Source organism: Glycomyces sp. NPDC050141, from assembly GCF_055586545.1.
Map to the genome: position 1 here is coordinate 24,266 of NZ_JBVJHZ010000044.1, position 24,974 is coordinate 49,239.

The following is a 24,974-nucleotide window of genomic DNA, read 5'->3' on the forward strand; positions in this document are numbered from 1 at the left end:
ACGAAGCGTGTTCACCTGATGTCAAGCCGTCGGTCGTCATCGCCTGCGCTGCTTCGGCTTCCGTCTAGTGCGGCCACTGCCAGTCGGCGACGGCGGGCAGGTCCTCGCCGTGGGTCCGCGTGTACTCGCGGGCGGCGTGCCGGGCGTCGACCATGCGCTGGCGCAGGCCCGCCGCGTTCTGGCCGAGGCCGGGCACGCGGTCGATGACGTCCATGACGAGGCGGAACCGGTCGAGGTCGTTGAGCATGACCATGTCGAACGGCGTGGTCGTGGTGCCCTCCTCCTTGTAGCCGCGCACGTGGATGTTGTCGTGGTTGGTGCGGCGGTACGTGAGCCGGTGGATGAGCATCGGGTAGCCGTGGAACGCGAACAGCACCGGCTTGTCGGCGGTGAAGATCGTGTCGAACTGGCGGTCGCCGAGGCCGTGCGGGTGCTCGGTGTCGGGCTGGAGCCGCATGAGGTCGACGACGTTGACCACGCGCACCTTCAGCCGGGGCAGGGCCTGGCGCAGCAGGTCGGCGGCGGCCAGGACCTCCAGTGTGGGCGCGTCCCCGGCGCAGGCGAGCACGACGTCGGGCGACTGGCCGTCGTCGGTCGAGGCCCACTCCCAGATGCCCAGGCCCCGTTCGCAGTGGCGCACGGCCTCGTCCATGCTCGTGTACTGCAGCGCCGGCTGCTTCCCGGCGACCACGACGTTCACGTACTGGCGGCTGCGCAGGCAGTGGTCCATCGTGGACAGAAGCGTGTTGGCGTCCGGCGGCAGGTAGACGCGCACGATGTCGGCCTTCTTGTTCATCACATGGTCGATGAACCCGGGGTCCTGGTGCGAGAAGCCGTTGTGGTCCTGGCGCCACACGTGGCTCGACAGGAGGTAGTTGAGTGAGGCGATCGGCTGGCGCCAAGGGATCTCGCTCGTGGAGTCGAGCCACTTCGCGTGCTGGTTGAACATCGAGTCGACGATGTGGATGAACGCCTCGTAGCTGGTGAACAGCCCGTGCCGCCCGGTGAGCAGGTACCCCTCCAGCCAGCCCTCGCACAGGTGCTCCGACAGGGCCTCCATGACCCGCCCGTGCGGGGCCTGGTGCTCGTCGGTCGGGTAGATATCGGCCTGCCACTGGCGATCGGTGACCTCGAAGGCCGCGCCGAGCCGGTTCGACTCGACCTCGTCGGGCCCGAAGAGCCGGAACCGGTCGGGGTTGGCGCTGATGACGTCGCGAATCCACTTGCCGAGGACCTTCGTGGCCTCGCCGGTAGTGCGGCCGTGGCCCTCGATCTCCTGGCCGTACTTGCGGTAGTCGGGCAGCACGAGGTCGCGCAGCAGCAGCCCGCCGTTCGCGTGCGGGTTCGCGCTCATGCGCTGCGCCCCTTGCGGATGCAGGCCGAGCAGTTCGGGCGCGGGCTTGCCCGTCGCGTCGAACAGCTCCTCGGGCCGGTACGAGCGCATCCACGCCTCGAGCATCGCCAGGTGCTCGGGGTTGGACCGCACGGCCGACAGCGGCACCTGGTGGGCCCGCCACGTCCCTTCGACGGGCACGCCGTCCACTTCGTCGGGTCCGGTCCAGCCCTTCGGGGTCCGCAGGACGATCATCGGCCAGCGCGGCCGCACCGGTGCGCCGTTCGCTTTGCCGCGCGCGTCGGCGCGGATCTCGGCGATCCGGTCGAAGCACGCGTCCAGCGTCGCCGCCATCTGCTGGTGGACGCTCGCCGGATCGGAGCCCTCCACCATGAACGGCTCGTAGCCGACCCCGCGGAAGAACGACATGCGGTCCTCGTCGGAGATCCGCGCGAAGATCGTCGGGTTCGCGATCTTGTAGCCGTTGAGGTGCAGGATCGGCAGCACCGTGCCGTCCGAGACGGGGTTGAGGAACACGTTCGAGAACCACGACCCGGCCATCGGCCCGGTCTCGGCCTCGCCGTCGCCCACGACGCACGCGACGGTGAGCTCCGGGTTGTCGAACGCGGCCCCGTACGCATGCGAGAGCGCGTACCCGAGCTCGCCGCCCTCGTGGATCGAGCCGGGCACCTCGGCGGCCACGTGCGAGGGGATGCCGCCGGGGAACGAGAACTGGCGGAACAGCTGCTTCATGCCGTCCTCGGAGTGGTTCACCGATGGGTACAGCTCCGGGTAGGTGCCTTCGAGCCACGTGTTGGCGACGATCGCGGGACCGCCGTGGCCGGGGCCGGTCACGTAGATCATGTCGAGCCCGCGCGCGGTGATGCAGCGGTTCAGGTGCGCGTAGATCAGGCTCAGACCGGGACTGGTGCCCCAGTGGCCGAGCAGGCGCGGCTTGATGTGCTCGGGGCGCAGCGGCTCCCGCAGGAGCGGGTTGTCGAGCAGGTAGATCTGGCCGACGGTGAGGTAGTTCGCCGCCCGCCAGTAGGCGTCGATGCGGGCGAGCTCCTCATCGCTCAGCGGCGCGGCGGCGAGTCCGGATTGCGTCAAGTCCATGCGTCCGAGGGTGCCGTATCGGACGCGCCCTGACCGCGATTCGCGCGAATTCCTCGCTTCTGTCCCGCTCGCTCAGTTGACCTCTTTGAGCATCCGCTCCACGGACGCCAAGCGGCCCTTGATCTCCGCGAGCGAGGCCTTGACCTCGGCCGCGTCCTCGCTGGCCTTGGCGGCCAGCTCGCGGTAGTTCGCCTCGCGGGCGGCCGAGGCCTTGGCCTTCACCGTCGAGGCGTACGAGAACACCGCGGTGATGATGATGGCGGTGATCAGCAGGAAGAATCCGAAGACGAACAGCATCCCGGCTTGTCCCATGGGCATAGAGGCTCTCCTTTCGCCGACCGGTCCAGTCTCGACGACAGCACCCCGGCGAACCCCACCGGGTCGTTAATCGATTGCCCCGCCGCGCCCCGCCCGGAAAAATCGGACCCATGCTTGCCGACCACCTCCCGATCTACCGCCTCCGCCTGCGCACCGAACGGCTCGAACTGCGCCTGCCCGAGAGCTTCGACGAGATCGCCGCCCTGGCCGAGGTCGCGGTGGCGGGCGTCCACGACCCGGACTTCATGCCGTTCGGCATCCCCTGGACCGCGGCCGAGCCCAAGAACGTCGCCCGCGGCGTCGCCCTCTGGTACCACCGCGCGATCGGCCGCTGGAGCGACCAAACCTGGACCCTTCCCTTCTATGTCTTCCACGAAGGCCGACCGATCGGCGTGCAGGACATCAAAGGCGTGGAATTCGACGTCACGCGCGAGGTCGGTACCGGCTCCTGGATCGGCCGTAGCTACCAGGGCAAAGGCCTCGGCAAGGAGATGCGCGCGGCCGTGCTCCACTTCGCCTTCGCCGGGCTCGGCGCCGAATACGCGACCAGCGGCTCGTACGACGGCAACGCCGCCTCCGCCGGCGTCTCGCGCAGCCTCGGCTACCGCGAGGACGGCATCAAGCACCCGGTGGTGCAAGGCGTCCGCCGCACCGAGCAGCGCTGGCGCCTCAACCGCGAAGACTGGGCGGCCCACCGCAAGCACGAGGTCGAAGTCGAAGGCCTCGACGACGACGTACTGGACATGCTCGGCCTGAAGGAAACGAAATGACGCTCCACGACTACCTGCCGGTCTACCGGCTCCGCCTGCGCACCGAGCGGCTCGAACTGCGCATGCCCGACCTCGACGACCTCGTCGCGCTCGCCGACCGGGCCGCCGAAGGCGTCCACGCCCCGGACTTCATGCCGTTCCTCGTGCCGTGGACCGACTGCGAACCGGTCGAGCGCGGCCGCCGGACCCTGCTGCACCAGATGGGCGTCATCGCCGGGCTCACCCCCGAGAAGTGGATGCTCCCGCTCGTCGCGGTCCACGACGGCCAGGTCGTCGGCATGCAGGAGGTCGCCGGGACGGACTTCAAGACGACCCGCGAGGCCTCGACCGGCTCGTGGCTCGGCCGCGCCCACCACGGCAAGGGCCTCGGCACCGAGATGCGCGCGGCCGTGCTCGAGTTCGTCTTCACCGGCCTCGGCGCCGACTTCGCGCTCAGCGCCTCGTTCGAGGGCAACGGCCCCTCGGAAGGCGTCTCGCGCAAGCTCGGCTACAAAGCCGACGGGATCGACCACCGGGTCCTCGACGGCGTCCGGCGCCAGGACAACCGCTGGCGGCTCACCCGCGAGGACTGGGAGGCCCACCGCAAGCACGAAGTCGCGATCGAAGGCCTGGACACCGAGGTGCTGGCCTCGCTCGGCCTCGGCGGCGACAAAGAATGACCGGTACGGGCGCGGCCCAGGCGTGAGCCGCGCCCCAATCGGTCCCAAGGCCCTATCGAACCCCGATGGACGATGCGCTACAGTAATCAACGTTCGCGGGTCAACCCCGCAGACGACAACAAGTCGCAGCAAATGCGACATGCGGACGTAGCGCAGTTGGTAGCGCGACACCTTGCCAAGGTGTAGGTCGCCGGTTCGATCCCGGTCGTCCGCTCCAGAACGAAAAGGCCCGGTCAGCTGACCGGGCCTTTTCGCTATGCCTTCGCGTCCTTGGGAATCCAGCGGGCGCCCATCTCCTCCTCGGTCGGCCCCTGGTCCGGCAGCGGCCCGAACCCCGGGGCCCGCAGCGCCTGGAGGTAGAGCTCCAGCGCCCGCAGCCGCACCTCCAGGGTCCGTTCCGCGTCACCGCACCGGATCATCGCCAGCGACTCGGTCACCACCTGCAGGTCGCCGTTCTCCACGTCCTCGCGGAGCACCCCGCCCGACTTGAACCGCTCGATCATCGCCCGGTTCACCGCGTCGCCCTCCACCGCCATCCCGAACATGCCCGGGTCCGGCGTGAAGGTCCCGGCCAGCCGGACCGTGATCGACGGCGTGTCCGCCATGACCACCCCTCTCATGAAGGCGCGGAACACCTCCCACAGGTCGTCGTCCGAGTCCAGGGCCTGCTTCGCCAGCTCGATGTACCGGGCGAGGCCGTCGCCCGCGAGCTTCCGCAGCAGGTCCTCCTTGCTCGGGTATCGGCGGTACAGCGCGCTGATGCCCACCCCGGCCCGCTTGGCGACCTCCGCGATCGGCGCCTCCGGGTCCGCGACAAAGACCTCGTGGGCGGCCTCGAGGATCAGCTTGTCGTTGCGGGCGGCCTGCGCCTTGCGCCCGCTGAGCGGCTTGTCGGTCATGACGGCATCCTATCCGGAACAGAGCGGTTCATTCTGTTGCACCTTTCCCTGGTACGCCCGCGACCGGCCGCGCCCCAGAGGGCCCGACCGGTCGCAGTACTCATCGCACTAGTGCTCGGCCTTGGCCTGCTTCGGCAGCCCGAAGGCCACCAGGAACGCCACCACCGTGAGGCCCACCGTCAGGCCGGTGACCCACTGGGCCGCGCCCGTCGCCTCGGCCGCGCCGCTGCCGATCGCGAACTGGCTGAAGAACACCGTCCCGAGCACCGCCACACCCAGCGCCGCCGCGCCCTGCTGGAAGGACTCCAGGAGCCCCGAGGCCGAGCCGACCTCGTGGTCCTCCAGGTCGCCGGTGATGATCCCGAACAGCGGCACGAAGATCATGCCCATCCCGATCCCGTAGACCAGCAGCGCCGGGGACAGCGCCCAGGTGCCCGGCGCCGAGGCCGCGCCGAACTGGAGCCACAGCACGACCAGGCCCGCGGTCATCGTCAGGAGCCCGAGGTGGAGCACCTTGCGTCCGAGCTTCGGGGCGAGGCCCGCGCTGGCGCCGGAGCCGATGAACGCGCCGACCGCCCACGCCGCCATCGCGAGGCTGGCCTTGAGCGGGCCGAAGCCCAGGCCGAGCTGGAGGAACAGGCCGACGGCGAGCGAGAAGCCGGTGACCGAGCCGAAGAAGACGACCACGAACGCGATGCCGGAGGTGTAGGAGCGCTTCTGGAAGACGCTCAGCTCGATGAGCGCGGTCTTGCCGGAGCGGGCGCGCTTGACCTGGCCGCGGACGAACCAGGCGAGGACCGGGACGGAGGCCGCGAGCATCGCGATCGACCAGGCCGGCCAGCCGAGCTCGCGGCCTTCGACGAGCGGGACGAGCAGGAGGCTCATGCCGGCGGCGGCGATGACCGCCCCGCCGAGGTCGAGCTTGAGGCCCTTGGCCATCGGGGCTCCGGCCGGGAGGACCTTGGCGCCGAGGACGAGCGCGGCGATGCCGAGCGGCAGGTTGATGAGGAAGATCGAGCGCCAGCCGGTACCGAAGAGGTCGGCGTCGACGAGGAGCCCGGCCGCGATCGGGCCGCCGATGGAGGCGAGGCCGATGAGCGGGCCGAAGACCGCGTACGCCTTGCCCATGTCGCGGCCGAACAGGTCGCGGATGAGGCCGAAGCACTGCGGCACCATGACGGCCGCGAACGCGCCCTGCACGACCCGGGCGGCGAGCAGCAGCTCGATCGATCCGGCGGCGCCGCACGCGAGCGAGGCGGCGAGGAAGCCGACCAGACCGATCTGGAGGACCTTCTTGCGGCCGAACATGTCGCCGAGGCGGCCGCCGGTGAGCAGGCCGACCGCGAGGGCGAGGGTGTACCCGGCGGCGAGCCACTGGATCGTGGAGGCGGTGCCGCCGAGTTCGGTGCGGATCGCGGGGGCGGCGACGTTGACGATCGACGCGTCGAGCAGGTTGAGGAGGGTCGTCGCGAGGATCGCGATGAGCCCGAGCCAGCGGCGGGGGTGGACGGCGGGCGCTTCGCTTGCGGCCGAAGCGGCTTCGGCGGGCGGGGTTTCGACGATGACGGTCACGGATGCCTCCGGGGCTCTCGAACTAGTGGAACGGAACGCTTGATTCCACTATAGCAGAGCGGAACGATCTATTCCAATAGAGGGGTCGGGAGATTCTGGGGGAACGCGAAAACGCCCGGTCGGTCGCCGACCGGGCGTGGACAATTAAGGCGCTAGCCTTCAAAACGGACATTCAAGGGCCCCGACAACAACCCTGACACAGGGGTACGACAGTTGCGGGAGGTCAGGTCGTCTGGGTGCCCTTGAGGAGCTCGAAGATGATGATCATCGCGACCGCCGCGATCACGAGCCAGAGCGTGGCCTTGCGGAACTTGTGGCGGGCGCCGGGGGAGAACCACATGACCGCCGCGATGATGAGCAGTACCCCGACCACTACGCCCGGAGCGGCGCTGATGCCTTCGTCCACGTTGTTCCCTATCCCGTCGTCGTAGTCGCCTATTCAATCATTCAGGCTGCGGCCCGGCCGGTCAACCCGTTCGCGGTGCCGCTCCACCCGCAGTCCGGCGCCCGCTCACCACGAGCAGCTCGTGCCCTCGGCCGTGCGCTCGTGGAAGTACACCGTGATCTGCGCGGTGTAGTCGGCGGTCTCGCCGGCCGTCGGGCTCTGCTGGATCACCGTGCAGTGCGCGGGCTCAGGGGTGATGTAGTAGTAGCCGACCGCCGCGACGACGTTCGAGAACCCCTCGCCGTTCAGCTGGTCGCGGGCGTCGAACGTGGTCTGGCCCGTCACGTCGGGCACCTGGCCGCTGCCTTCCTTCGCGGTGTCGTCCCCGCCGGAGTCCTCGTCGCCTCCGCCGCCGGTCTCGCCACCGCCCGAGGTGCCGTCGTCCTGCGAGCCGCCGTCGGCCTCGCTGGTCTGCTCGGCCGTGGTCGACTCCGACGAGGGATCGGTGGTCGCCGCGCTGCCCGAGGCCGAAGGCTCTTGTGCCGCAGCCGAACCCGCGTCCTCGGCCGAGGTCGCTGCCGCGGGGGACGTGCCGTCGTCTTCTCCGGCGACCTTGCCGTCGCCCGCGAACGGGTTCAGCGCCAGGACCGCGATCACGGACAGCACCAGCACGGCCGCGATGCCGATGAGCACCATCCGGCGGCGCCTGCGCGGGCCGTCTTCGGGCGCGGCGACGACCGGGTGGGCAGGCGGCGTCACCGGCGGCTCGGCCGCGGGCAGGAACGGCGCCCGCGCGGCCGCCGGGACATCGGCGGTTCGTGCGTCCATAGAGGACATATCTGCCGGGGGCGTCGCGACCGGGTGCTGCCCGGTGGTCGCCGCGCGGGCCGCAGCCGCGAGGACGTCGCCGGACTCCCAGCGCTCCTCAGGGGCTTTCAGGAGCGACCGGGAGACGATCCCGGCCACCTCGGCGGGCACGTCCTCGGGCAGCGCGGGAGGCTCGGAGTACAGGTGCCCGTGGATCACCGCCGCCGGGTCGGCCGCGTCGAACGGCGGCGCCCCGGTCAGGCACTCGTAAGCCACGGCCCCGAGCGAGTACAGGTCGGACGCGCCCGTGACGCCCTTGTCCCGCAACTGCTCCGGCGAGACGTACGGCGCCGTCCCCAGCACCTGGTCGCTCGGCGTGAGCCGCGAGCGGTTCGCGAACAGGGAGATCCCGAAGTCGACCACTTTCACGCGGTCGTCGGCGTCGATGAGGATGTTCCCGGGCTTGATGTCGCGGTGCACGATCCCGCGCCGGTGCGCGGCCGCGAGCGCCTCGGCCGCCTCCGCCATGATCCGCATCGTCCGGGCCGGGTCGAGCCGCTCCTCCCGGTGCAGGAGTTCGGCGAGCGAGACGCCGTCGACGAGCTCCATCACCAGGAACACGACCGTGCGGTCGCCGTCGGTCTCCTCGCCGAAGTCGTAGACCTCCACGCACCCCGGGCCCTTCAGGCTCGCCAGGGTCTTCGCCTCGCGCTCGAAGCGGTCGCGCGGCTGCTGGGAAGTGTCGAGTCCGGCATGGAGGACCTTGACGGCGACCTCGCGTTCCAGGCGTTCGTCCTCGGCCCGCCACACCGCGCCCATGCCGCCGGAGGCGATGATGCGGTCGAGTCGGTAGCGGCCGGCGATGAGCGTTCCGGAGTCCACGGGCAGTCCTCGTTCGGGGTGTCCTGAAGCGCGATCGCCTGCGGGCCATGGGGAGACGGGAACCGGCGGCTCGCGGTGTCGGCGCTGCTGTCGGGCAGGAGGTCCACTCTAAGGCGCGGCTGCAACGGGCCTGCCGCCGCCCGTGCGGTGACGCGAGGCACCGGTCCGACGTTCGGGTCCGCGCGGCCCGAAATCCCGTAGGCTGGCAAGCGAACCGGAGCGGCGATCGCGACAGCAAGCGTCACCAGGCGGCCCACAGGCGTGCCGGACGAGGAGTAGCCAATGACCGAATTCATCGAAGTCCCCAAAGGCCTGGACCGTGTCATCGTCGCCGACACCGAGATCGGCGACGTCCGCGGCGAGGAGGGCTTCTACCACTACCGCCAGTACAACGCCGTCGAGCTCGCGCAGCAGTGCTCGTTCGAGCAGGTCTGGTACCTCATGACCCACGCCGCGCTGCCCACCCGCGCGCAGCTCGCCGAGTTCAAAGCCCAGGTCGCGCCCTACCGCAAGCTCACCCCGCAGCTGCGCGAACTCCTGCCCCACCTCAAGGGCTCCTCGCCGCTGGACGGCCTGCGCACCGCGCTCTCGGCAGCGTGCGCGTTCCGGCCCATGCGGCCGGTGCTCGACATCGGCGAGGCCGCCCGCGCCGACGACGCCCTGTTCGCGTGCGCGGTCACGCCCACGATCCTCACCGCCATGTGGCGCATCGGCCAGGGGCTCGAACCGCTCGACCCGCGCGAAGACCTCGGGTACGCCGCGAACTACCTGTACATGATGACCGGCGAGGTGCCTACCGAGGCGAACGCGCGGGCGGTCGAGCACTACCTCATCCTCACGATCGACCACGGCTTCAACGCCTCGACGTTCACCTCCCGCGTCATCGCCTCCACAGGGGCCGATCTCGGCGCGGCGCTCGTGGGCGCGATCGGCGCGCTCTCCGGGCCGCTGCACGGCGGCGCGCCCGCCCGCGCGCTCGACGCGCTGGACGCGATCGGCGGGCCCGAGAACATCGACGCCTGGATTCGCGGCGAGCTGGAGGCGGGGCGGCGCATCATGGGCTTCGGCCACGCCGTCTACAAGACCGACGACCCGCGCTCGCTCCACCTGCGGGACGTCGCCGACGGCCTCGACGGGGACATCGTGGACTTCGCCAAGACCGTCGAGCGGCGGGTCGTGGAGATCCTCGCCGAGGTCAAGCCCGGCCGCAAGCTCTACACGAACGTCGAGTTCTATGCGGGCGTGGTGATGGAGCTCGCGGGCGTGCCGCGCACGATGTTCACGCCGACGTTCACGACGAGCCGCGTGGTCGGCTGGAGCGCGAACATCCTCGAGCAGGCCCGCGACTCCAAGATCATCCGCCCCAGGGCCAAATACGTCGGCACCCCGCCACCTCAGCCGGTCCCCGAAGACGGCTTCGCCGCCTGACGCGAGAGCCGGTCGCGGCGCCGCACGCCGCGACCGGACTCGAAAGCCCGCAGTACGAGCGCCGCTCGCGGACCCGCGGACGGGGATTGTGAGCGGTGGTGACGATCGCCATGAAACAGCCTCGGAGTGTCGCGTTAGCGTTTGTCGTGCTCGTCTCCTACGGTGGTGGGCGTGCAGTTGCGTTACACCTTCCGGGTCTACCCGACCGCGCCGCAGCGCTCGGCGCTGGCGCGGACGTTCGGGTGCGTGCGAACGGTGTTCAATGACGCTGTCGCAGCCCGCCGCAAGGCGCACGCCGAGGGGCTGCCGTTCCCGTCAACGGCAGCGCTCGACAAGCAGCTCATCACCCGCGCCAAGCAGACTCCCGAACGCGCCTGGCTCGCGGAGGTGTCCACAGTGCCGCTGCAGCAGGCCCTGCGCGACTGCCACCAGGCGTATCAGAACTTCTTCGCCTCGCTCAAGGGCCAGCGGGCCGGGGCGAAGATGGGACCGCCGCGGTTCAAACGCCGCTCGCATCGGCAGGCCGCCCGGTACACGCGCAACGGGTTTCGCCTGCGGGCGAACGGGAAGCTCTACCTCGCGAAGGTCGGTGAGCTGAAAATCGCCTGGTCTCGGGAGCTGGTGGCAGAGCCGTCCTCGGTGACGATCATCAAGACGCCGACGGGGAAGTTCTTCGCCTCGTTCGTGGTCGCGGTCGATGACGATGCCGAAGTGTTGGAGCCGCTTTCTGACCCTGAGGCCGAAACCGGGATCGACCTCGGTTTGAAGGATTTCGCGGTGCTTCGCGGCGGGAAGACGATCGCGAACCCCAGGTTCTTCAAGCGTCTGGAGCGAAAGCTCGCGAAGGCGCAGCGGGCGCTGTCGCGCAAGGCGAGGGGCTCGGCAAACCAGGCCAAGGCGCGGGTGCACGTCGCGAAGGTGCATGAGGGGATCCGTGACCGCCGGGACGACTGGCTGCATAAGCAGGTGCGGACGCTGGTGGGCGAGAACCAAGCCCTCTACGTCGAAGACCTCAATGTGCGGGGCCTTTCCCGGGGTCGGGGCGCAAAGTCGATAGCGGATGCCGCGCTGGGGCGGTTCCTCGCCCTGCTCGAATCGAAGGCGGCCCGAACCGGCCGGACCTTCGTCAAGGTGGACCGGTTCTTCCCCTCGACCCGGCTGTGCTCGTCGTGCGGGGCCTTGACGGGCCCGAAGGGCATCGAGGGCTTGGGTGTCCGCGAGTGGGTGTGCCCTTGCGGCGCGGTGCATGACCGGGACGGCAACGCCGAGATCAACATTCGTTGCGAGGGCACGCGCCTCGCGATGGTGGCCGCCGGGCTGGCGGACACCTAAAACGCCTGCGGAGGGCCGGTAAGACCAGGGGCAACCTCGGCACGGCCCGTCGAAACAGGAACCCACCCGTAGTCGGGCCGCACCCGCGGACCGCGAGCCGGAAATCACCGCCGCCCACGGCTGTGAGGAAGCCAAAGGTGAGCCGCCGCGCAGATCCGCTGCGCGGGTCGCACGGGATGGATAGCGTTGGAGCCGTGGCTCAAAGTCTCTACCTCGCCAGTCTCGACCCCGGCAGCGGCAAGTCCGCAGTAGCCGTGGGCGTCATGGACCTGCTCACCCGGCGGGCCGGCTCCGTCGCCGTGTTCCGCCCCGTCGTCCGCGACGAGCACACGCTCGCAGGCGACCCGATCATCACCCTCCTCCGCGGCCAGTACCGCCTGCCGAGCCCCTACGAGGCCTCGGTCGGCGTCACCTACTCGGACGTCCGCGCCGACGCGGACGCCGCCCTCACCCAGATCGTCGAGCGCTACCACGCCCTCGCCGACGCGCACGACGTCGTCCTCGTCGTCGGCTCCGACTACTCCGATGTGGGCGCCCCCGTCGAGTTCACCTACAACACCCGCATCGCCGTGAACCTCGCCGCGCCGATGCTCCTCGTCGTCGCCGGGTACCGCAAGACCCCCGCCGACATCGCCGCCGCCCTCCGCTTCGGCACCGCCCAAGCGGAAGCCGACCATGCGACCGTGCTCGGCACGGTCGTCAACCGCGTCGACCCCGCCGACGTCGACCTCGTCAAGGCCGCGCACCCCGGCACCGGCGTCATCGCCGAGGACCCGGTCGTCGTGGCGCCCACCGTGGGCGAGCTCATCGAGGCCGCCGACGCGACCCTCATCTCAGGCGACCCGGACGTCTTCACCCGCACCGTCGGGGACGTCGTCGTCGCCGCGATGACCCTCCCGAACCTCCTCACCCGCCTCGCCGACGACAAGGCCGTGATCCTCCCCGGCGACCGCTCCGAAGTCCTCCTCGGACTCCTCGCGGCCCACCAGGCCGAAGGCACGCCGAGCCTCTCGGCCGTGTTCCTCACCGGCGGCATCCGGCCCGAGCCGCAGATCCTCGACATCGTCGCCGGACTCGACTCGCGCCTGCCGATCGCCCTGGTGCAGCACGACACCTTCGACATGGCCAACCTCGTCGGCGACGTCTCCGGCTCGCTCGCCGCGGGCGGCCAGCGCAAGATCACCCGCGCCCTCGAAGACTTCGCGGCCGGTGTGGACGGCGACGACCTGCTCGACCGGCTCGCGCTCGCCAAGCCCACGGTGGTCACGCCGGTCATGTTCGAGCACGCGATGATCGGCCGCGCGAAGGCCCTCGACAAGCACATCGTGCTGCCAGAGGGCGCTGAACCGCGCATCCTCAAGGCCGCCGAGATCCTGATGCGGCGCGACGTGGCCCGCCTGACGCTCCTCGGTGAAGAGTCCGAGATCCGTTCGCAGGCGGCGCAACTGGGCGTCGACATCAACGGCGTCTCGATCCTCAACCCCGGCGACCACGAGATCCGCGAGCGGTTCGCGAAGGAGTACGCGCAGCTGCGGGCCCACAAGGGCGTCACGGTGGAGCAGGCGTACGACACGGTCGCCGACGTCTCCTATTTCGGCACGATGATGGTCCACACGGGCATGGCCGACGGCATGGTGTCGGGCGCGGTGCACACCACGGCCCACACGATCCGGCCGTCGTTCGAGATCATCAAGACCAAACCCGAAGTGGCCGTGGTCTCCTCGGTGTTCTTCATGTGCCTGGAGGACCGGGTGCTCGTCTACGGGGACTGCGCGGTCAACCCGAACCCCGATGCCGAGCAGCTGGCCGACATCGCGCTATCCTCTGCTGACACCGCCATCGAGTTCGGCGTGGAACCGCGCGTGGCGTTGCTCTCCTACTCCACCGGCACTTCGGGCCACGGTGAAGCCGTGGACAAGGTCCGGGCGGCCACCGAGATCGTCCGGTCCCGCAGGCCGGGCCTCCCGGTGGAGGGTCCCATCCAGTACGACGCCGCCGCCGATGCCGGGGTCGCCGGGACGAAGCTTCCTGACTCGCAGGTGGCGGGGAAGGCCACGGTCTTCATCGTCCCCGACCTGAACACCGGCAACAACCTGTACAAGGCCGTGCAGCGCTCCGCCGGGGCGATCGCGGTGGGCCCGGTGCTGCAGGGCCTGCGCAAGCCCGTCAACGACCTGTCGCGGGGCGCGACCGTGCCCGACATCGTCAACACCGTCGCGCTGACCGCCATCCAGGCGAGCCAGCCCGCTTGAGCCCTGGGGGGCCCGCGTCCGCGCGGGCCCGCGCGCGAGAAAGGAACGCCATGAGCGCACCGGTCCTGGTGATCAACTCCGGGTCCTCGTCGATCAAGTACCAGCTGGTCGACGGCGAGACCCTGGAGGCCTCGACCTCGGGCGTGATCGAGCGCATCGGGCAGCCGGAGTCGGTCCTCACGCACAGGCACGAGGGCGAGAAGCACGAGGCGACGGCGCACCTGGCCGACCACGCGGCGGGCCTGGAGGCGATGGTCAAGGCGTTCGAGCAGGCCGGGACCCCGCTGTCGGGGGCCGGGCTGATCGCGGTGGCGCACCGGGTGGTGCACGGCGGCGAGCGGTTCGTGCAGCCGGTGGTCGTGGACGACGAGGTCGAGCAGGCCGTCGAGGAGCTGTCGGCGCTCGCGCCGCTGCACAACCCGGCGAACCTGGAGGGCATCCGGGTGGCGCGCAAGCTCTTCCCGAAGCTGCCGCAGGTCGCGGTGTTCGACACGGCGTTCCACGCGACGGTGCCCGAGCGGGCGCACCTGTACGCGGTGCCCAGCGCCTGGCGCGAGGAGCACGGGGTGCGCCGGTACGGCTTCCACGGCACCTCGCACGCGTACGTCTCCCGCAAGGCCGCCGAGCTGCTCGGCAAGAGCCCCAAGGAGGTCAACGTGATCGTCGCCCACCTGGGCAACGGCGCGTCGGTCTCGGCCGTGGAGCGGGGCCGCTCGATCGACACGTCGATGGGGCTCACGCCGCTCGAAGGCCTGGTCATGGGGACGCGGTCGGGGGATATCGACCCGGCGATCGTGTTCCACATGCACCGCCAGACCGGGGCCTCGTTCGAGGACCTGGACGCGGCGTTGAACAAGGAGTCGGGGATGCTCGCCCTGACCGGCCAGATCGACATGCGCGCGGTCGAGGCCGCCGCCGAGTCGGGCGACCGGTCGGCGCAGGTCGCCATGGAGATCTACTGCTACCGCATCCGCAAGTACATCGGGTCGTACATCGCCGCGCTCGGCGGGGCGGACGCGATCGCGTTCACCGCAGGGGTGGGGGAGAACAGCCCTGAGGTGCGCGCGGGCGCGCTCGGCTCGCTCGTGGCGCTGGGCGTGCACCTGGACGAGGCCGCGAACGCGGCGGGCGGGCCGGTCATCTCGACGCCGCAGTCGCCGATCACGGTCATGGTGATCCCCACGAACGAAGAGGGCGAGATCGCCGCGCAGACGGCGGCGCTGCTGCGCTCCTGACGCCCGCAGGCCTGGGTTTCGAGCCGCGTCCCGGATTCGGGGCGCGGCTCCTGCCTTCCCGGAACCGAAACACCCTCAGTGTGCTTATGATCACTCTCGGGAGTCGATTTCTCGGACCCCGCCAGGAGGGCAGCCGCATGAGAGTCTTCTACCGCATCCTCGCCTACATCATCGCCGCCGACGTCGCGCTGCAGGCCGCGTTCATGGCCTACGCCGTCGCCGGACTCGGCATCTGGGTCCAGGACGGCGGCGTCCTCGACTCGGCCGTCTTGGAGAGCGAGGAGCTGCCGTTCGACGAGGCCATCGGCTTCGGGCTCCACGCGATCAACGGCATGATGGTCGTCCCGGCCCTCGCCCTGATCCTGTTGATCGTCTCGTTCTTCGCGAAGGTCAAGGGCGGCGTGCTCTTCGCCGTGCTCGTGGCCGCGTGGGTCGCCGTCCAGATCTTCCTGGGCATCTTCGGCCACGAGGCCGCGATCTTCGGGTTCCTGCACGGCCTCGTCGCCTTCGCCGTCTACGGCGCCGCGTTCATGGCCGGATTCCGCGCCAAGAAGCCGCAGCCGGAAGCGGCACCGGCGGCCGGGGATGCGCTTTAGCAGACGCGCCAAGGCCCTCGCCGCCGTCGCGGCGGCCGTCGTGGTGCTCGCGCCGATCGCCTGGCTCTGGCAGGCGAGCCTGCTGCCGGAGTCGTACTCGGTCGCGCACATGGACGGCCACGACCACGGCAGCGACTCCGACATCCCCGTCGACGCCCTCACCGTTCCTGACGCGCAGGAAGCGGACGTGCGGGTCGAACTCACCGCCGAGCAGCAGCGGTTGACGCTCGCGAGCGGCCGCGAGGTCGACGGCTACACGATCAACGATGCCTCTCCCGGACCAGAGATCCGCGCCGAGCAGGGCCAGCTCGTCGAAGTGGTCCTCGCCAACGCGAACATCGCCGAAGGCATCACCCTCCACTGGCACGGCGTCGACGTGCCCGGCGCGATGGACGGCGCCGCAGGCGTCACCCAGGACGCCGTCGCCCCCGGCGACACGTTCACCTACCGGTTCTTCGCCGACCAGGCCGGGACCTTCTGGTACCACTCGCACCAGGTCTCCCACGAGCAGGTCGTCGGCGGCCTCCTCGGCCCGCTCGTCGTCACCCCCGCCGAAGGGACCGGCGCGAATGTGGACGCGCTGGCGGTCGTGCACCTCTACGACGGGCAGCACACCGTGAACGGCCGCGACGGTGAGGACGCGGTGGCCGCCGCGCCCGGCGACACGGTCCGCGTCAGGGTCGTCAACACCGACTTCGGCGTCATGCCCGTGTGGGTCGACGGCGCCCCGTTCCGCCTCGCCGCCGTCGACGGCACCGGGCTCAACGAACCCGCCGAGATCACCCGCACCGCAATAGAAGTGCCCGCTGGCGGCCGGGCCGAACTCGTGTTCACGATGCCCGCGAGCGGCGGCGTGCGCGTCAACTTGAGCGGTTCGGCCGCGCTCGTCGTCGGCGACGGCCCTGCCGAGGCCTCCGGCCAGCCCGCCGAAACGCTCGATCTGCTCCACTATGGAATACCCGCCGCGATCGGGTTCGATCCCGCTGACGCCGACCGCGAATTCGAGTACACCATCGGCCGCCGCCCCGGGTTCCTCGACGGCAAGCCCGGGTTCTGGTGGACCGTCAACGGGAAACTGCTTCCCGACGTGCCGATGTTCTCGGTCGCATACGGCGACATCGTCGTCATGCGCATCGCCAACGACAGCGGCGAGGCCCACCCGATGCACCTGCACGGCCACCACGCGGTCGTCCTCTCCCGCAACGGGGTCGAGGCCACCGGCAGCCCCTGGTGGATCGACTCGCTCGAGGTGCGCGACGGCGAGGTCTACGAGATCGCGTTCGAGGCCGACAACCCCGGGATCTGGATGGACCACTGCCACAACCTGCCGCACGCCGCCGAGGGCCTGGTCGCGCACGTCGCCTACGAGGGGATCGGCGCGCCGTTCCTCATCGGCGGGCCCGCCGGGAACCACCCCGAGTGAGCGGACGCGAAAGGGCGGACCGGGAATCCCGGTCCGCCCTGCCGCTCGCTGGTACGGCCTCGAGGCGTCAGACGCCTCCGGCCAGGAGTTTCGTGAGGGTCGAGTCCATGTCGACGTAGCCGGACTCGCGGCCGCGCGGCACCAGGCTGTACGCCCGGCGGAGGAACCGCTGCACGACGCCCCGGTTGATCTCGAACAGGGCGTTCCCGTCGGGCGAGGAGAGCGCCAGTGCGACCGATTCGCCCCGCGGGGTGGTCCAGGGCCACACCCTGACGTCCCCGATCCCCGTGGGCTCTTCCAGGCCCTTCGCGAGCAGCTCCCGCGAGAAGGACCAGGCGACCTGGTCGGCGTCGGTGCCGTCGGGGTGGAACATGACGCAGACGGCGTAAGGGTCGTCCGGGTCGTAGCGCAGGCTCGCGCGCACACTCACCGTCGCGAAATCGGGTGCGACGAGCCGCATGGTGGTGCCGATATCGACTGTCGCCGATCGTGCCATGCTCATAGCGTTACCCCCCAGTGTGCGACCGGCTCCCCCCGAAGCCGGTCGTCATTCCAATCCGCCGCCGCACCGGAGGTCCGGAACTTCGGCCGCGAACAAGTCGTGATTCAGGTCTATCATTCAAGCCGTTGCGCCGTACGACGATCCGCAAGACCGAGACCGGCGCGTTCCCCTGATAAGGGGGCAAATTCTGACAAAAGACCACTGTCAATCATCGCTCTATGTCGTAATTACAACAACGTCCTTCACTCTTTAGCGGTACTATTCCCGACCGCGAGTCCGCCCAGTCGCAAAACGTCGTTACGACTCGGTTGCAAATTATCGGCGTGAATCGGGCGGGTCGGCGGTGATAGCGTTTGACCGACGTTCTCGGACTCCGAAGGGGCGAACCATGGGCCAGGCGCAATGGACCGAAGTCGACGGGTTCCTCTCGTCGCTGCTCGTCGGCGAGGACGAGGTCCTCACCGGGGCCACCGAAGCGGCCCAGCGGGCCGGACTGCCGCCGATCTCCGTATCGGCCGCGCAGGGGAAGCTCCTCTACCTCCTGGCGAAGACGCTCGGCGCGAAGCGGGTCCTGGAGATCGGCACGCTCGGCGGCTACAGCGCGATCTGGATGGCCCGGGCCCTCCCGAAGGACGGCCACCTCGTCTCCCTCGAGTACAGCCCCAGGCACGCCGAGGTCGCCAGCGGCAACATCGCCCGCGCCGGGCTCGTCGGCATCGTCGAGATCCGCGTCGGCGCGGCCATCGACAGCCTCCCGAAGCTCGCGGCCGAGGGCGGCGCGCCGTTCGACATGGTCTTCATCGACGCGGACAAGGGCGGCTACCCCGCCTACCTCGACTGGTCGCTCAAGCTCACCCGGCCCGGCGGGCTCATCGTGGCCGACAACGTGGTCCGCGGCGGCGCCGTCGCCGACGGGCTCAGCCGGGACCCGAACGTGCAGGGCGTCCGGTCCTACCTGGAGAAGGTCGCGGCCGACCCGCGCCTGGACGGCACCGTCATGCAGACCGTGGGCGTCAAAGGCTACGACGGCCTCTCGATCGCCAGGGTCGCAGACTCAGCCGCCGACTAGCTAGCGTCGCTGGTAGTCCGCGAAGCGGCGCAGGACCAGGCCGATCAGGCGGGTCATGAGCCGCCGCGGACGCCTCGGCAGCAGGTGCGCTTCGGGCCAGTTCTTCCAGTCCGGGACGACATACCCCTTGTCGCGGTCGAGCGCTCGCAGCGACTGCCGCACGATCGCCTCGGGGTCAGCCAGGAGCCAGCCCAGGCGCCGCTCGTCGTACTTGATGCCGTTCGCGATAGGGAAGTCCGTGTCCACCGGGCCCGGGCACACCGCGAGGACCCGCACGCCCGTGCCCTTGGTCTCGACCCACAGGCCCAGGCTGTAGTTCACGACGAACGCCTTCGTCGCCGCGTACAGCGCCATGTACGGCTGCGGCTGGAAGCCGGCCATCGACGCCACGTTCACGACCGCGCCCGAGCCGCGCGCGACCATCCCCGGCATGAACCGCTGCACCAGGTCGGCGACCGCCACGACGTTCACCATCGCCACGTCCCGGTTGTAGTCCGCGCCGATCTCCGCGTCCCGGCCGAACGTGCCGATCCCCGCGTTGTTCACCAACACCTCGACCTCGATCCCGGCCGCCGCGACCGCCTCGGCGAGCCGCTCGGCCGCGCCCGGCTGCGCCAGGTCCTGCACCGCGACCCGCGTCTGCACGCCGTACTCGTCCCGCAGCCGGGCCGCCAGCGCCTCCAGCCGCGCTTCCGAGCGGGCCACCAGGACCACGTGGTGCCCGCGCGCGGCCAGCTGCCGCGCGAAGGCCGCGCCGAGCCCCGCGGAAGCGCCCGTGACCAGTGCCCACGTTCCCTCGCCCATACCGGTCCCCCTCAGCGCTAATGCAAAAGCAGGCCCCAGCCTAGCGAGCGGCACACCGCGGGCGGTCGCGCCGCAGGCAGTGGCGTTAGAGCGGGAAATACAGCGGGTACTCTTGCCCCACCATGTCGATACCGGCCAATCCCATCACGCGGCGACTGGCCCTTCCGGGCTGGTCGGTCCTGCGGTTCAGCCTCACGCTCGTCGCGGGGGCGCTTCTGGCCGCGGCGATCGCCACCGGCGTCCTCGTCGTCTTCTGGATCGGCATCCCCGTCGCCGTCGCGGTGCTCCTGGCCATCCGCGTCTGGGCGAACTCCCAGCGGCGCATCATCGGCGAGCAGCTCGGCGTCCACATTCCCGTCCCGTACCGGCCGCGGGTGAAGCGGACCCGGCTCGACCAGCAGGCGCTGCTGCTCGTGCGCGAGGCCGCGACCTGGCGCGACGTCGCCTGGCTCGCGATCGACGCGACCCTCGGGTTCCTCGTGAACCTGCTGTACCTCGTCGTGTTCGGCGTCGCCGTCTACTACCTGGTGCAGCCGCTGCTGCTGGTCACGGTCTTCCACTCCGCGCCGAGCCCGTTCGTCAACGACTTCGGGTTCTACGACTTCGACACGCCTGCGAAGACGCTCATGCTGGTGCCGTTCGCGCTCGCGTGCGGCGTCGCGTGGTGGCGCTGGGGCGAGCTGTTCCTGCGCTGGTACTCGCACCTGGGCGTGCTGCTGCTCGGGCCCACCGCGAAGGCGCTCCTGACCGAGCGGGTCACGGAGCTGCGGCAGGCGCGCGACCAGACGGCCGACCACGCGGCGGCCGAACTGCGCCGGATCGAGCGGGACCTGCACGACGGCGCGCAGGCGCGCATCGCCGCGCTGAGCCTCACGCTCGGGATGGCCGAAGAGCTCCTGTCGCGGAACCGGCCCGACCAGGCGGCCGCGCTCGTCGGGGAGGCCAGGCAGGCCTGCTCGGACGCGCTGGAGGAGATCCGGCAGCTCGTGCGCGGCATCCATCCGCCGGTGCTCGCCGACCGCGGTCTCACTGGCGCGCTCCAGGCGATGGCGCTCGACCACCCGCTCCCGGTGTCCGTTGTGGACCGACTGGTGGACAAGCTGCCCGCGCCGCTGGAGGCCGCCGCGTACTTCGCGACGAACGAGGTCCTCACCAACATCACCAAGCACGCCGAGGCCAGCCAGGTGCAGGTCGTTGTCAACCGGGAGCCGAACCAGGTCGTGATCGAGGTCCGCGACGACGGGATCGGCGGCGCGTCGTTCTCGGCCGGCGGTGGGCTCGACGGCGTGCGCCGCCGCCTGGCCGCGTTCGACGGCACCGTGCAGGTTGACAGCCCCGAGGGCGGACCCACGGTGGTCACCATGACCATCCCCGCCGCGCCGGTCGACCTCGGCAGCGCCCATAATTCGCCCAGGCCGTATCCGAGCTGAACAACAAGGGGTGCAACATGGACGTCGTCCTCGCTGAAGACCACTCGCTCCTGCGCGACGGCCTGACCCGCATGCTCGAGGCCCACGACTTCCACGTGGTCGAAGCGGTCGACAACGGGCCCGCGCTGGCCGCGGCGCTCCTCAACCACCGGCCGGACGTGGCCGTGGTCGACATCCGGCTCCCGCCGACGTTCACCGACGAGGGCCTGCGGGCCGCGATCGAGGCCCGCCGCCACATCCCGGCCCTGCCGATCCTCGTGCTCTCCCAGTACGTCGAGCAGCTGTACGCGCGCGAGCTCCTCGGCGACCGGCGCGGCGGGGTGGGGTACCTGCTGAAGGACCGCGTCTCGAACGTCGCCGAGTTCATCGAGGCGCTGCGGCGCGTCGCCGCCGGGGGTACCGCGATGGACCCGGAGGTCGTGGCGCGCCTGCTCGGCAAGCAGCAGAACCGGCTCGACGCGCTCACCCCGCGCGAGCTGGAGGTCCTGGGGCTCATGGCCGAGGGCCGCACGAACGCCGCTATCGCCGCGAGCCTGTTCATCACCGAGAAGGCCGTGGGCAAGCACTCGGCGAACGTGTTCCGCAAGCTCGGCCTCGGGCAGTCCGAGGACGACAACCGCCGCGTCCTCGCCGTCCTCGCCTACCTCGAAGGCAACTGAACCGGCAGGTCGCGGGCGCGAAGGCGGACCGATCAGGAATCGAGAAGCACGCGTCGGACCCCGCCTTTAGAGTTGCGTTCATGAGCAAAGCCGTGAAGCCCTCCGATCTCCACAACGCCGACCGCCACGACACGATCAGCGTGCAGGGCGCCCGTGAGAACAACCTCAAGGACATCAGCGTCGAGCTGCCGAAGCGGCGCCTGACCGTGTTCACGGGCGTCTCCGGCTCGGGCAAGAGCTCGCTGGTGTTCAGCACGATCGCGGCCGAGTCGCAGCGGCTCATCAACGAGACCTACTCGACGTTTGTGCAGGGCTTCATGCCCACCATGTCCCGGCCCGAGGTCGACCGCCTCGAAGGGCTCACGACGGCCATCATCGTCGACCAGGAGCGGATGGGCGCGAACCCGCGCTCCACGGTGGGGACCGCGACGGACGCGAACGCGATGCTGCGCATCCTGTTCAGCCGCTTGGGCACCCCGCACATCGGCTCGCCGAACGCCTACTCGTTCAACGTCCCGTCGGTGTCGGCCAGCGGCGCGATCACCGTCCAGCGCGGCGGCAAGACCATCGCCGAGAAGGCCAGCTTCAACCAGCTCGGCGGCATGTGCCCGCGCTGCGAGGGCCGCGGCGCGGTCTCGGACTTCGACCTGGCGGCGCTGTACGACGAGACGCTGTCGCTCAGCGAGGGCACGCTGAAGGTGCCGGGCTACAGCATGGACGGCTGGTACGGCCGCGTGTTCGCGGGCGCGGGCCTGCCGATGGACAAGCCGGTCGGGAAGTTCACCAAGAAGCAGCTGCACGACCTCTTGTACAAGGAGCCCACCAAGATCAAGGTCGAGGGCATCAACCTCACCTACGAGGGCCTGATCCCCAAGATCCAGAAGTCGATGCTGTCCAAGGACATCGACGCGCTGCAGCCGCACGTCCGCGCGTTCGTGGAGCGGGCGGTCGTGTTCCAGACCTGCCCCGACTGCGAGGGCACCCGGCTCGCGCCCGAGGCGCGGTCCTCGAAGATCAAGGGCAAGAACATCGCGGACCTGTGCGCGATGCAAATCAGCGACCTGCGCAAATGGGTGAGCGAGCTCGACGAGCCGACCGTCGCGCCGCTCCTCGCCGGGCTGCAGCACCTGCTCGACTCCTTCACCGACATCGGGCTCGGCTACCTCTCGCTGGAGCGGCCCACCGGCACGCTCTCGGGCGGCGAGTCGCAGCGCACCAAGATGATCCGCCACCTCGGCTCCTCGCTGACCGACGTCACGTACGTGTTCGACGAGCCCACGATCGGCCTCCACCCGCACGACATCGAGCGTATGAACGACCTGCTGCTCCAGTTGCGGGACAAGGGCAACACGGTCCTGGTCGTCGAGCACAAGCCCGAGGCGATCGCCATTGCCGACCACGTGGTCGACCTCGGCCCCGGCGCGGGCACCGGCGGCGGCACCATCTGCTACGAGGGCACCGTGGCCGGACTCCGCAAGAGCGACACCGTGACCGGCCGCCACCTCGACGACCGCGTCCACCTCAAGGACGAGATCCGCTCGGGCACCGGGCAGCTCGAAGTGCGCGGGGCCGCCACCCACAACCTGCAGGGCGTGGACGTCGACATCCCCGAAGGCGTGCTCACCGTCGTCACCGGCGTCGCCGGTTCGGGCAAGAGCTCCCTCATCCACGGCTCGGTCTCCCCAAGGGACGGCGTGGTGACCATCGACCAGGGCGCGATCCGCGGCTCGCGGCGCAGCAACCCGGCCACGTACACCGGGCTGCTCGACCCGATCCGCAAGGCGTTCGCGAAGGCCAACGGCGTCAAGCCCGCCCTGTTCAGCGCCAACTCCGAGGGCGCGTGCCCGACGTGCAAGGGCGCGGGCGTCATCTACACCGACCTGGGCATCATGGACACCGTCGAGTCCACTTGCGAGGAATGCGGCGGGAAGCGGTTCCAGGCGGCCGTGCTCGATTACCACTTGGGCGGCAAGGACATCAGCGAAGTGCTCGGGATGTCCGTGGCCGAAGCGGAGGCGTTCTTCAGCGACGGCGAGGCCAAGACCCCTGCCGCGCACAAGATCCTCGACCGCCTCGCCGACGTCGGCCTCGGGTACCTCACCCTCGGGCAGCCGCTCACGACCCTCTCGGGCGGCGAGCGCCAGCGCCTCAAGCTCGCGACCCACATGGGGGACAAGGGCGGCGTGCTCGTCCTGGACGAGCCGACCACCGGCCTCCACCTCGCCGACGTCGACAACCTGCTGGGCCTGCTCGACCGGCTCGTCGACTCCGGCAAGACCGTGATCGTCATCGAGCACCACCAGGCGGTGATGGCCCACGCCGACTGGATCATCGACCTCGGCCCGGGCGCGGGCCACGACGGCGGCCGGATCGTCTTCGAGGGCACGCCTGCCGCGCTCGTCGCCGACCGCTCGACTTTGACGGCGCAGCACCTCGCCGAGTACGTCGGGGCCTGACCTTTCGGAACGCCCGCGGCTCCGGCCGCGGGCGTTTCGGTGTTTGGCCGGGGCGCGCCCGCGGTGGCAGACTGTCCTGGTGACCAGCCGACCGACCTCCGAGCAGCGCCTGCGCGACCTCGCCCTCCTGCGCCGCGTGCGCGACCGCATCGACCGCGAGTACACCGAGCCGCTGAACGTCGAGGCCCTCGCGCACGGCGTCCACATGTCGGCCGGGCACCTCAGCCGCGAGTTCAAGGCCGCGTACGGCGAATCGGTGTACTCGTACCTCATGACGCGGCGCATCGAACGCGCGATGGCGCTGCTGCGCATCGGCGACCTCAGCGTCACCGAGGTGTGCTTCGCGGTCGGCTCGTCCTCGCTGGGCACGTTCAGCACGCGGTTCACCGAACTGGTCGGCATGCCGCCGAGCGTCTACAAGGAGAAGGCCGCCGACGCGACCGAGGGCATCCCCGCGTGCGTCTCGAAGCAGATCTCGCGACCGATCAGGAATCGAGAAGCACCCGGCGGCGCCAGGAAATAGGCTTGCCGGCATGGACATCAACATTTACCAGGCATATCTGCCGCAGAACGACCCTGAAGCGGCCCTTGAGTTCTACCGCGACGTGCTCGGCTTCGAGGTCCGCAACGACGTCGGCTACGAGGGGATGCGCTGGATCACGGTGGGGCCCGTCGGGCAGCCCGACGTCTCGATCGTGCTGCACCCGCCGGCCGCCGACCCGGGCATCACGGACGAGGAGCGCGCCACCATCGCCGAGATGATGGCGAAGGGCACGTACGCCTCCATCAACCTCTCGACCTCCAACCTCGACGAGGTGTTCGCGAAGCTCCAGGAGACCGCCGAGGTCGTCCAGGAGCCCACCGACCAGCCGTACGGCATCCGCGACTGCGCCTTCCGCGACCCGGCGGGCAACATGGTCCGCATCAAGCAGCAGTAACCGAAGCAAGCAGTGGGGGGGGGGGGGGGGGGGGGGGGGGGGGGGGGGGGGGGGGGGGGGGGGGGGGGGGGGGGGGGGGGGGGGGGGGGGGGGGGGGGGAGGGGGGGGG

General features: G+C 70.2%; 22 protein-coding genes and 1 tRNA gene. 15 read left to right on the forward strand and 8 right to left on the reverse strand.

Annotation, left to right across the window (positions count from 1 at the left end; genetic code table 11):
- Positions 1–64: 64 nt before the first annotated feature.
- The gene (locus ACZ60M_RS21665; protein ID WP_465420721.1) at positions 65–2,449 is read right to left on the reverse strand and encodes a phosphoketolase family protein; all 2,385 of its coding nucleotides are present in this window, start codon (positions 2,447–2,449) and stop codon (positions 65–67) included.
- 72 nt (positions 2,450–2,521) lie between these two features.
- Positions 2,522–2,767: a hypothetical protein gene (locus tag ACZ60M_RS21670; protein ID WP_465420723.1), complete on the reverse strand. Its 246-nt coding sequence runs from the start codon at positions 2,765–2,767 to the stop codon at positions 2,522–2,524.
- Positions 2,768–2,877: 110 nt separating this feature from the next.
- On the opposite strand from ACZ60M_RS21670, the gene ACZ60M_RS21675 reads away from it, so the two are divergent.
- The 3 genes from ACZ60M_RS21675 to ACZ60M_RS21685 all read left to right on the forward strand — a co-directional run bounded on the left by ACZ60M_RS21675 (position 2,878) and on the right by ACZ60M_RS21685 (position 4,413).
- The gene (locus ACZ60M_RS21675; RefSeq protein WP_465420725.1) at positions 2,878–3,537 is read left to right on the forward strand and encodes a GNAT family N-acetyltransferase; all 660 of its coding nucleotides are present in this window, start codon (positions 2,878–2,880) and stop codon (positions 3,535–3,537) included.
- On the forward strand, positions 3,534–4,196 hold the full coding sequence (locus ACZ60M_RS21680) for a GNAT family N-acetyltransferase (RefSeq protein WP_465420727.1): 663 nt from the start codon (positions 3,534–3,536) through the stop codon (positions 4,194–4,196). Before ACZ60M_RS21675 ends, ACZ60M_RS21680 begins: the two co-directional genes overlap by 4 nt.
- A gap of 141 nt (positions 4,197–4,337) precedes the next feature.
- Positions 4,338–4,413, forward strand: a tRNA-Gly gene (locus ACZ60M_RS21685).
- 37 nt (positions 4,414–4,450) lie between these two features.
- Here ACZ60M_RS21685 and ACZ60M_RS21690 read toward each other — a convergent pair.
- The 4 genes from ACZ60M_RS21690 to ACZ60M_RS21705 form a co-directional block, all read right to left on the reverse strand.
- Positions 4,451–5,095: a TetR/AcrR family transcriptional regulator gene (locus ACZ60M_RS21690; protein ID WP_465420729.1), complete on the reverse strand. Its 645-nt coding sequence runs from the start codon at positions 5,093–5,095 to the stop codon at positions 4,451–4,453.
- A gap of 108 nt (positions 5,096–5,203) precedes the next feature.
- A complete protein-coding gene (locus ACZ60M_RS21695) occupies positions 5,204–6,667 on the reverse strand; it encodes an MFS transporter (RefSeq protein WP_465420730.1) in 1,464 nt (487 codons plus the stop codon).
- Positions 6,668–6,890: 223 nt separating this feature from the next.
- Positions 6,891–7,073 (reverse strand): hypothetical protein, encoded by a 183-nt coding sequence (locus tag ACZ60M_RS21700; protein WP_465420732.1) that lies wholly within the window; start codon positions 7,071–7,073, stop codon positions 6,891–6,893.
- Between the two features lie 105 nt (positions 7,074–7,178).
- The gene (locus ACZ60M_RS21705) at positions 7,179–8,741 is read right to left on the reverse strand and encodes a protein kinase domain-containing protein (protein ID WP_465420734.1); all 1,563 of its coding nucleotides are present in this window, start codon (positions 8,739–8,741) and stop codon (positions 7,179–7,181) included.
- A 282-nt stretch (positions 8,742–9,023) separates the two neighbouring features.
- Here ACZ60M_RS21705 and ACZ60M_RS21710 point away from each other — a divergent pair, with 282 nt between their 5' ends.
- The 6 genes from ACZ60M_RS21710 to ACZ60M_RS21735 all read left to right on the forward strand — a co-directional run bounded on the left by ACZ60M_RS21710 (position 9,024) and on the right by ACZ60M_RS21735 (position 17,007).
- Complete coding sequence (locus tag ACZ60M_RS21710) at positions 9,024–10,169, forward strand: citrate/2-methylcitrate synthase (protein ID WP_465420736.1); 1,146 nt, start codon at positions 9,024–9,026, stop codon at positions 10,167–10,169.
- Between the two features lie 171 nt (positions 10,170–10,340).
- Positions 10,341–11,501, forward strand: coding sequence for an RNA-guided endonuclease InsQ/TnpB family protein (locus ACZ60M_RS21715; RefSeq protein ID WP_465420738.1), 1,161 nt, complete (start codon positions 10,341–10,343; stop codon positions 11,499–11,501).
- Between the two features lie 176 nt (positions 11,502–11,677).
- Positions 11,678–13,753: a phosphate acetyltransferase gene (gene pta, locus ACZ60M_RS21720; protein ID WP_465420740.1), complete on the forward strand. Its 2,076-nt coding sequence runs from the start codon at positions 11,678–11,680 to the stop codon at positions 13,751–13,753.
- 50 nt (positions 13,754–13,803) lie between these two features.
- Entirely contained in the window at positions 13,804–14,988 is a 1,185-nt protein-coding gene (locus ACZ60M_RS21725) for an acetate/propionate family kinase (protein WP_465420742.1), read from the forward strand.
- 137 nt (positions 14,989–15,125) lie between these two features.
- Entirely contained in the window at positions 15,126–15,584 is a 459-nt protein-coding gene (locus ACZ60M_RS21730) for a hypothetical protein (protein ID WP_465420744.1), read from the forward strand.
- A complete protein-coding gene (locus tag ACZ60M_RS21735; RefSeq protein ID WP_465420746.1) occupies positions 15,574–17,007 on the forward strand; it encodes a multicopper oxidase family protein in 1,434 nt (477 codons plus the stop codon). The genes ACZ60M_RS21730 and ACZ60M_RS21735 overlap by 11 nt, the downstream gene beginning before the upstream one ends.
- Positions 17,008–17,074: 67 nt before the next feature.
- On the opposite strand, the gene ACZ60M_RS21740 is transcribed toward ACZ60M_RS21735, so the two are convergent.
- Positions 17,075–17,509 carry an SsgA family sporulation/cell division regulator gene (locus tag ACZ60M_RS21740; protein WP_125246281.1) on the reverse strand — a complete coding sequence of 145 codons (435 nt, stop codon included), beginning with the start codon at positions 17,507–17,509 and terminating at the stop codon, positions 17,075–17,077.
- 388 nt (positions 17,510–17,897) lie between these two features.
- Here ACZ60M_RS21740 and ACZ60M_RS21745 point away from each other — a divergent pair, with 388 nt between their 5' ends.
- Positions 17,898–18,578 (forward strand): O-methyltransferase, encoded by a 681-nt coding sequence (locus tag ACZ60M_RS21745; protein WP_465420748.1) that lies wholly within the window; start codon positions 17,898–17,900, stop codon positions 18,576–18,578.
- Here the strand turns inward: ACZ60M_RS21745 and ACZ60M_RS21750 are convergent, their stop codons facing one another.
- Complete coding sequence (locus ACZ60M_RS21750) at positions 18,579–19,382, reverse strand: SDR family NAD(P)-dependent oxidoreductase (RefSeq protein WP_465420750.1); 804 nt, start codon at positions 19,380–19,382, stop codon at positions 18,579–18,581.
- 122 nt (positions 19,383–19,504) lie between these two features.
- Here ACZ60M_RS21750 and ACZ60M_RS21755 point away from each other — a divergent pair, with 122 nt between their 5' ends.
- The 5 genes from ACZ60M_RS21755 to ACZ60M_RS21775 all read left to right on the forward strand — a co-directional run bounded on the left by ACZ60M_RS21755 (position 19,505) and on the right by ACZ60M_RS21775 (position 24,865).
- A complete protein-coding gene (locus ACZ60M_RS21755) occupies positions 19,505–20,812 on the forward strand; it encodes a sensor histidine kinase (RefSeq protein ID WP_465420752.1) in 1,308 nt (435 codons plus the stop codon).
- 17 nt (positions 20,813–20,829) lie between these two features.
- Positions 20,830–21,471 carry a LuxR C-terminal-related transcriptional regulator gene (locus ACZ60M_RS21760; protein WP_465420754.1) on the forward strand — a complete coding sequence of 214 codons (642 nt, stop codon included), beginning with the start codon at positions 20,830–20,832 and terminating at the stop codon, positions 21,469–21,471.
- Between the two features lie 80 nt (positions 21,472–21,551).
- On the forward strand, positions 21,552–23,927 hold the full coding sequence (locus ACZ60M_RS21765; protein ID WP_465420755.1) for an ATP-binding cassette domain-containing protein: 2,376 nt from the start codon (positions 21,552–21,554) through the stop codon (positions 23,925–23,927).
- A gap of 79 nt (positions 23,928–24,006) precedes the next feature.
- Positions 24,007–24,450: a helix-turn-helix transcriptional regulator gene (locus ACZ60M_RS21770; RefSeq protein WP_465420757.1), complete on the forward strand. Its 444-nt coding sequence runs from the start codon at positions 24,007–24,009 to the stop codon at positions 24,448–24,450.
- A gap of 10 nt (positions 24,451–24,460) precedes the next feature.
- Positions 24,461–24,865, forward strand: coding sequence for a VOC family protein (locus ACZ60M_RS21775; protein WP_465420758.1), 405 nt, complete (start codon positions 24,461–24,463; stop codon positions 24,863–24,865).
- The last annotated feature ends 109 nt before the right edge of the window (positions 24,866–24,974 follow it).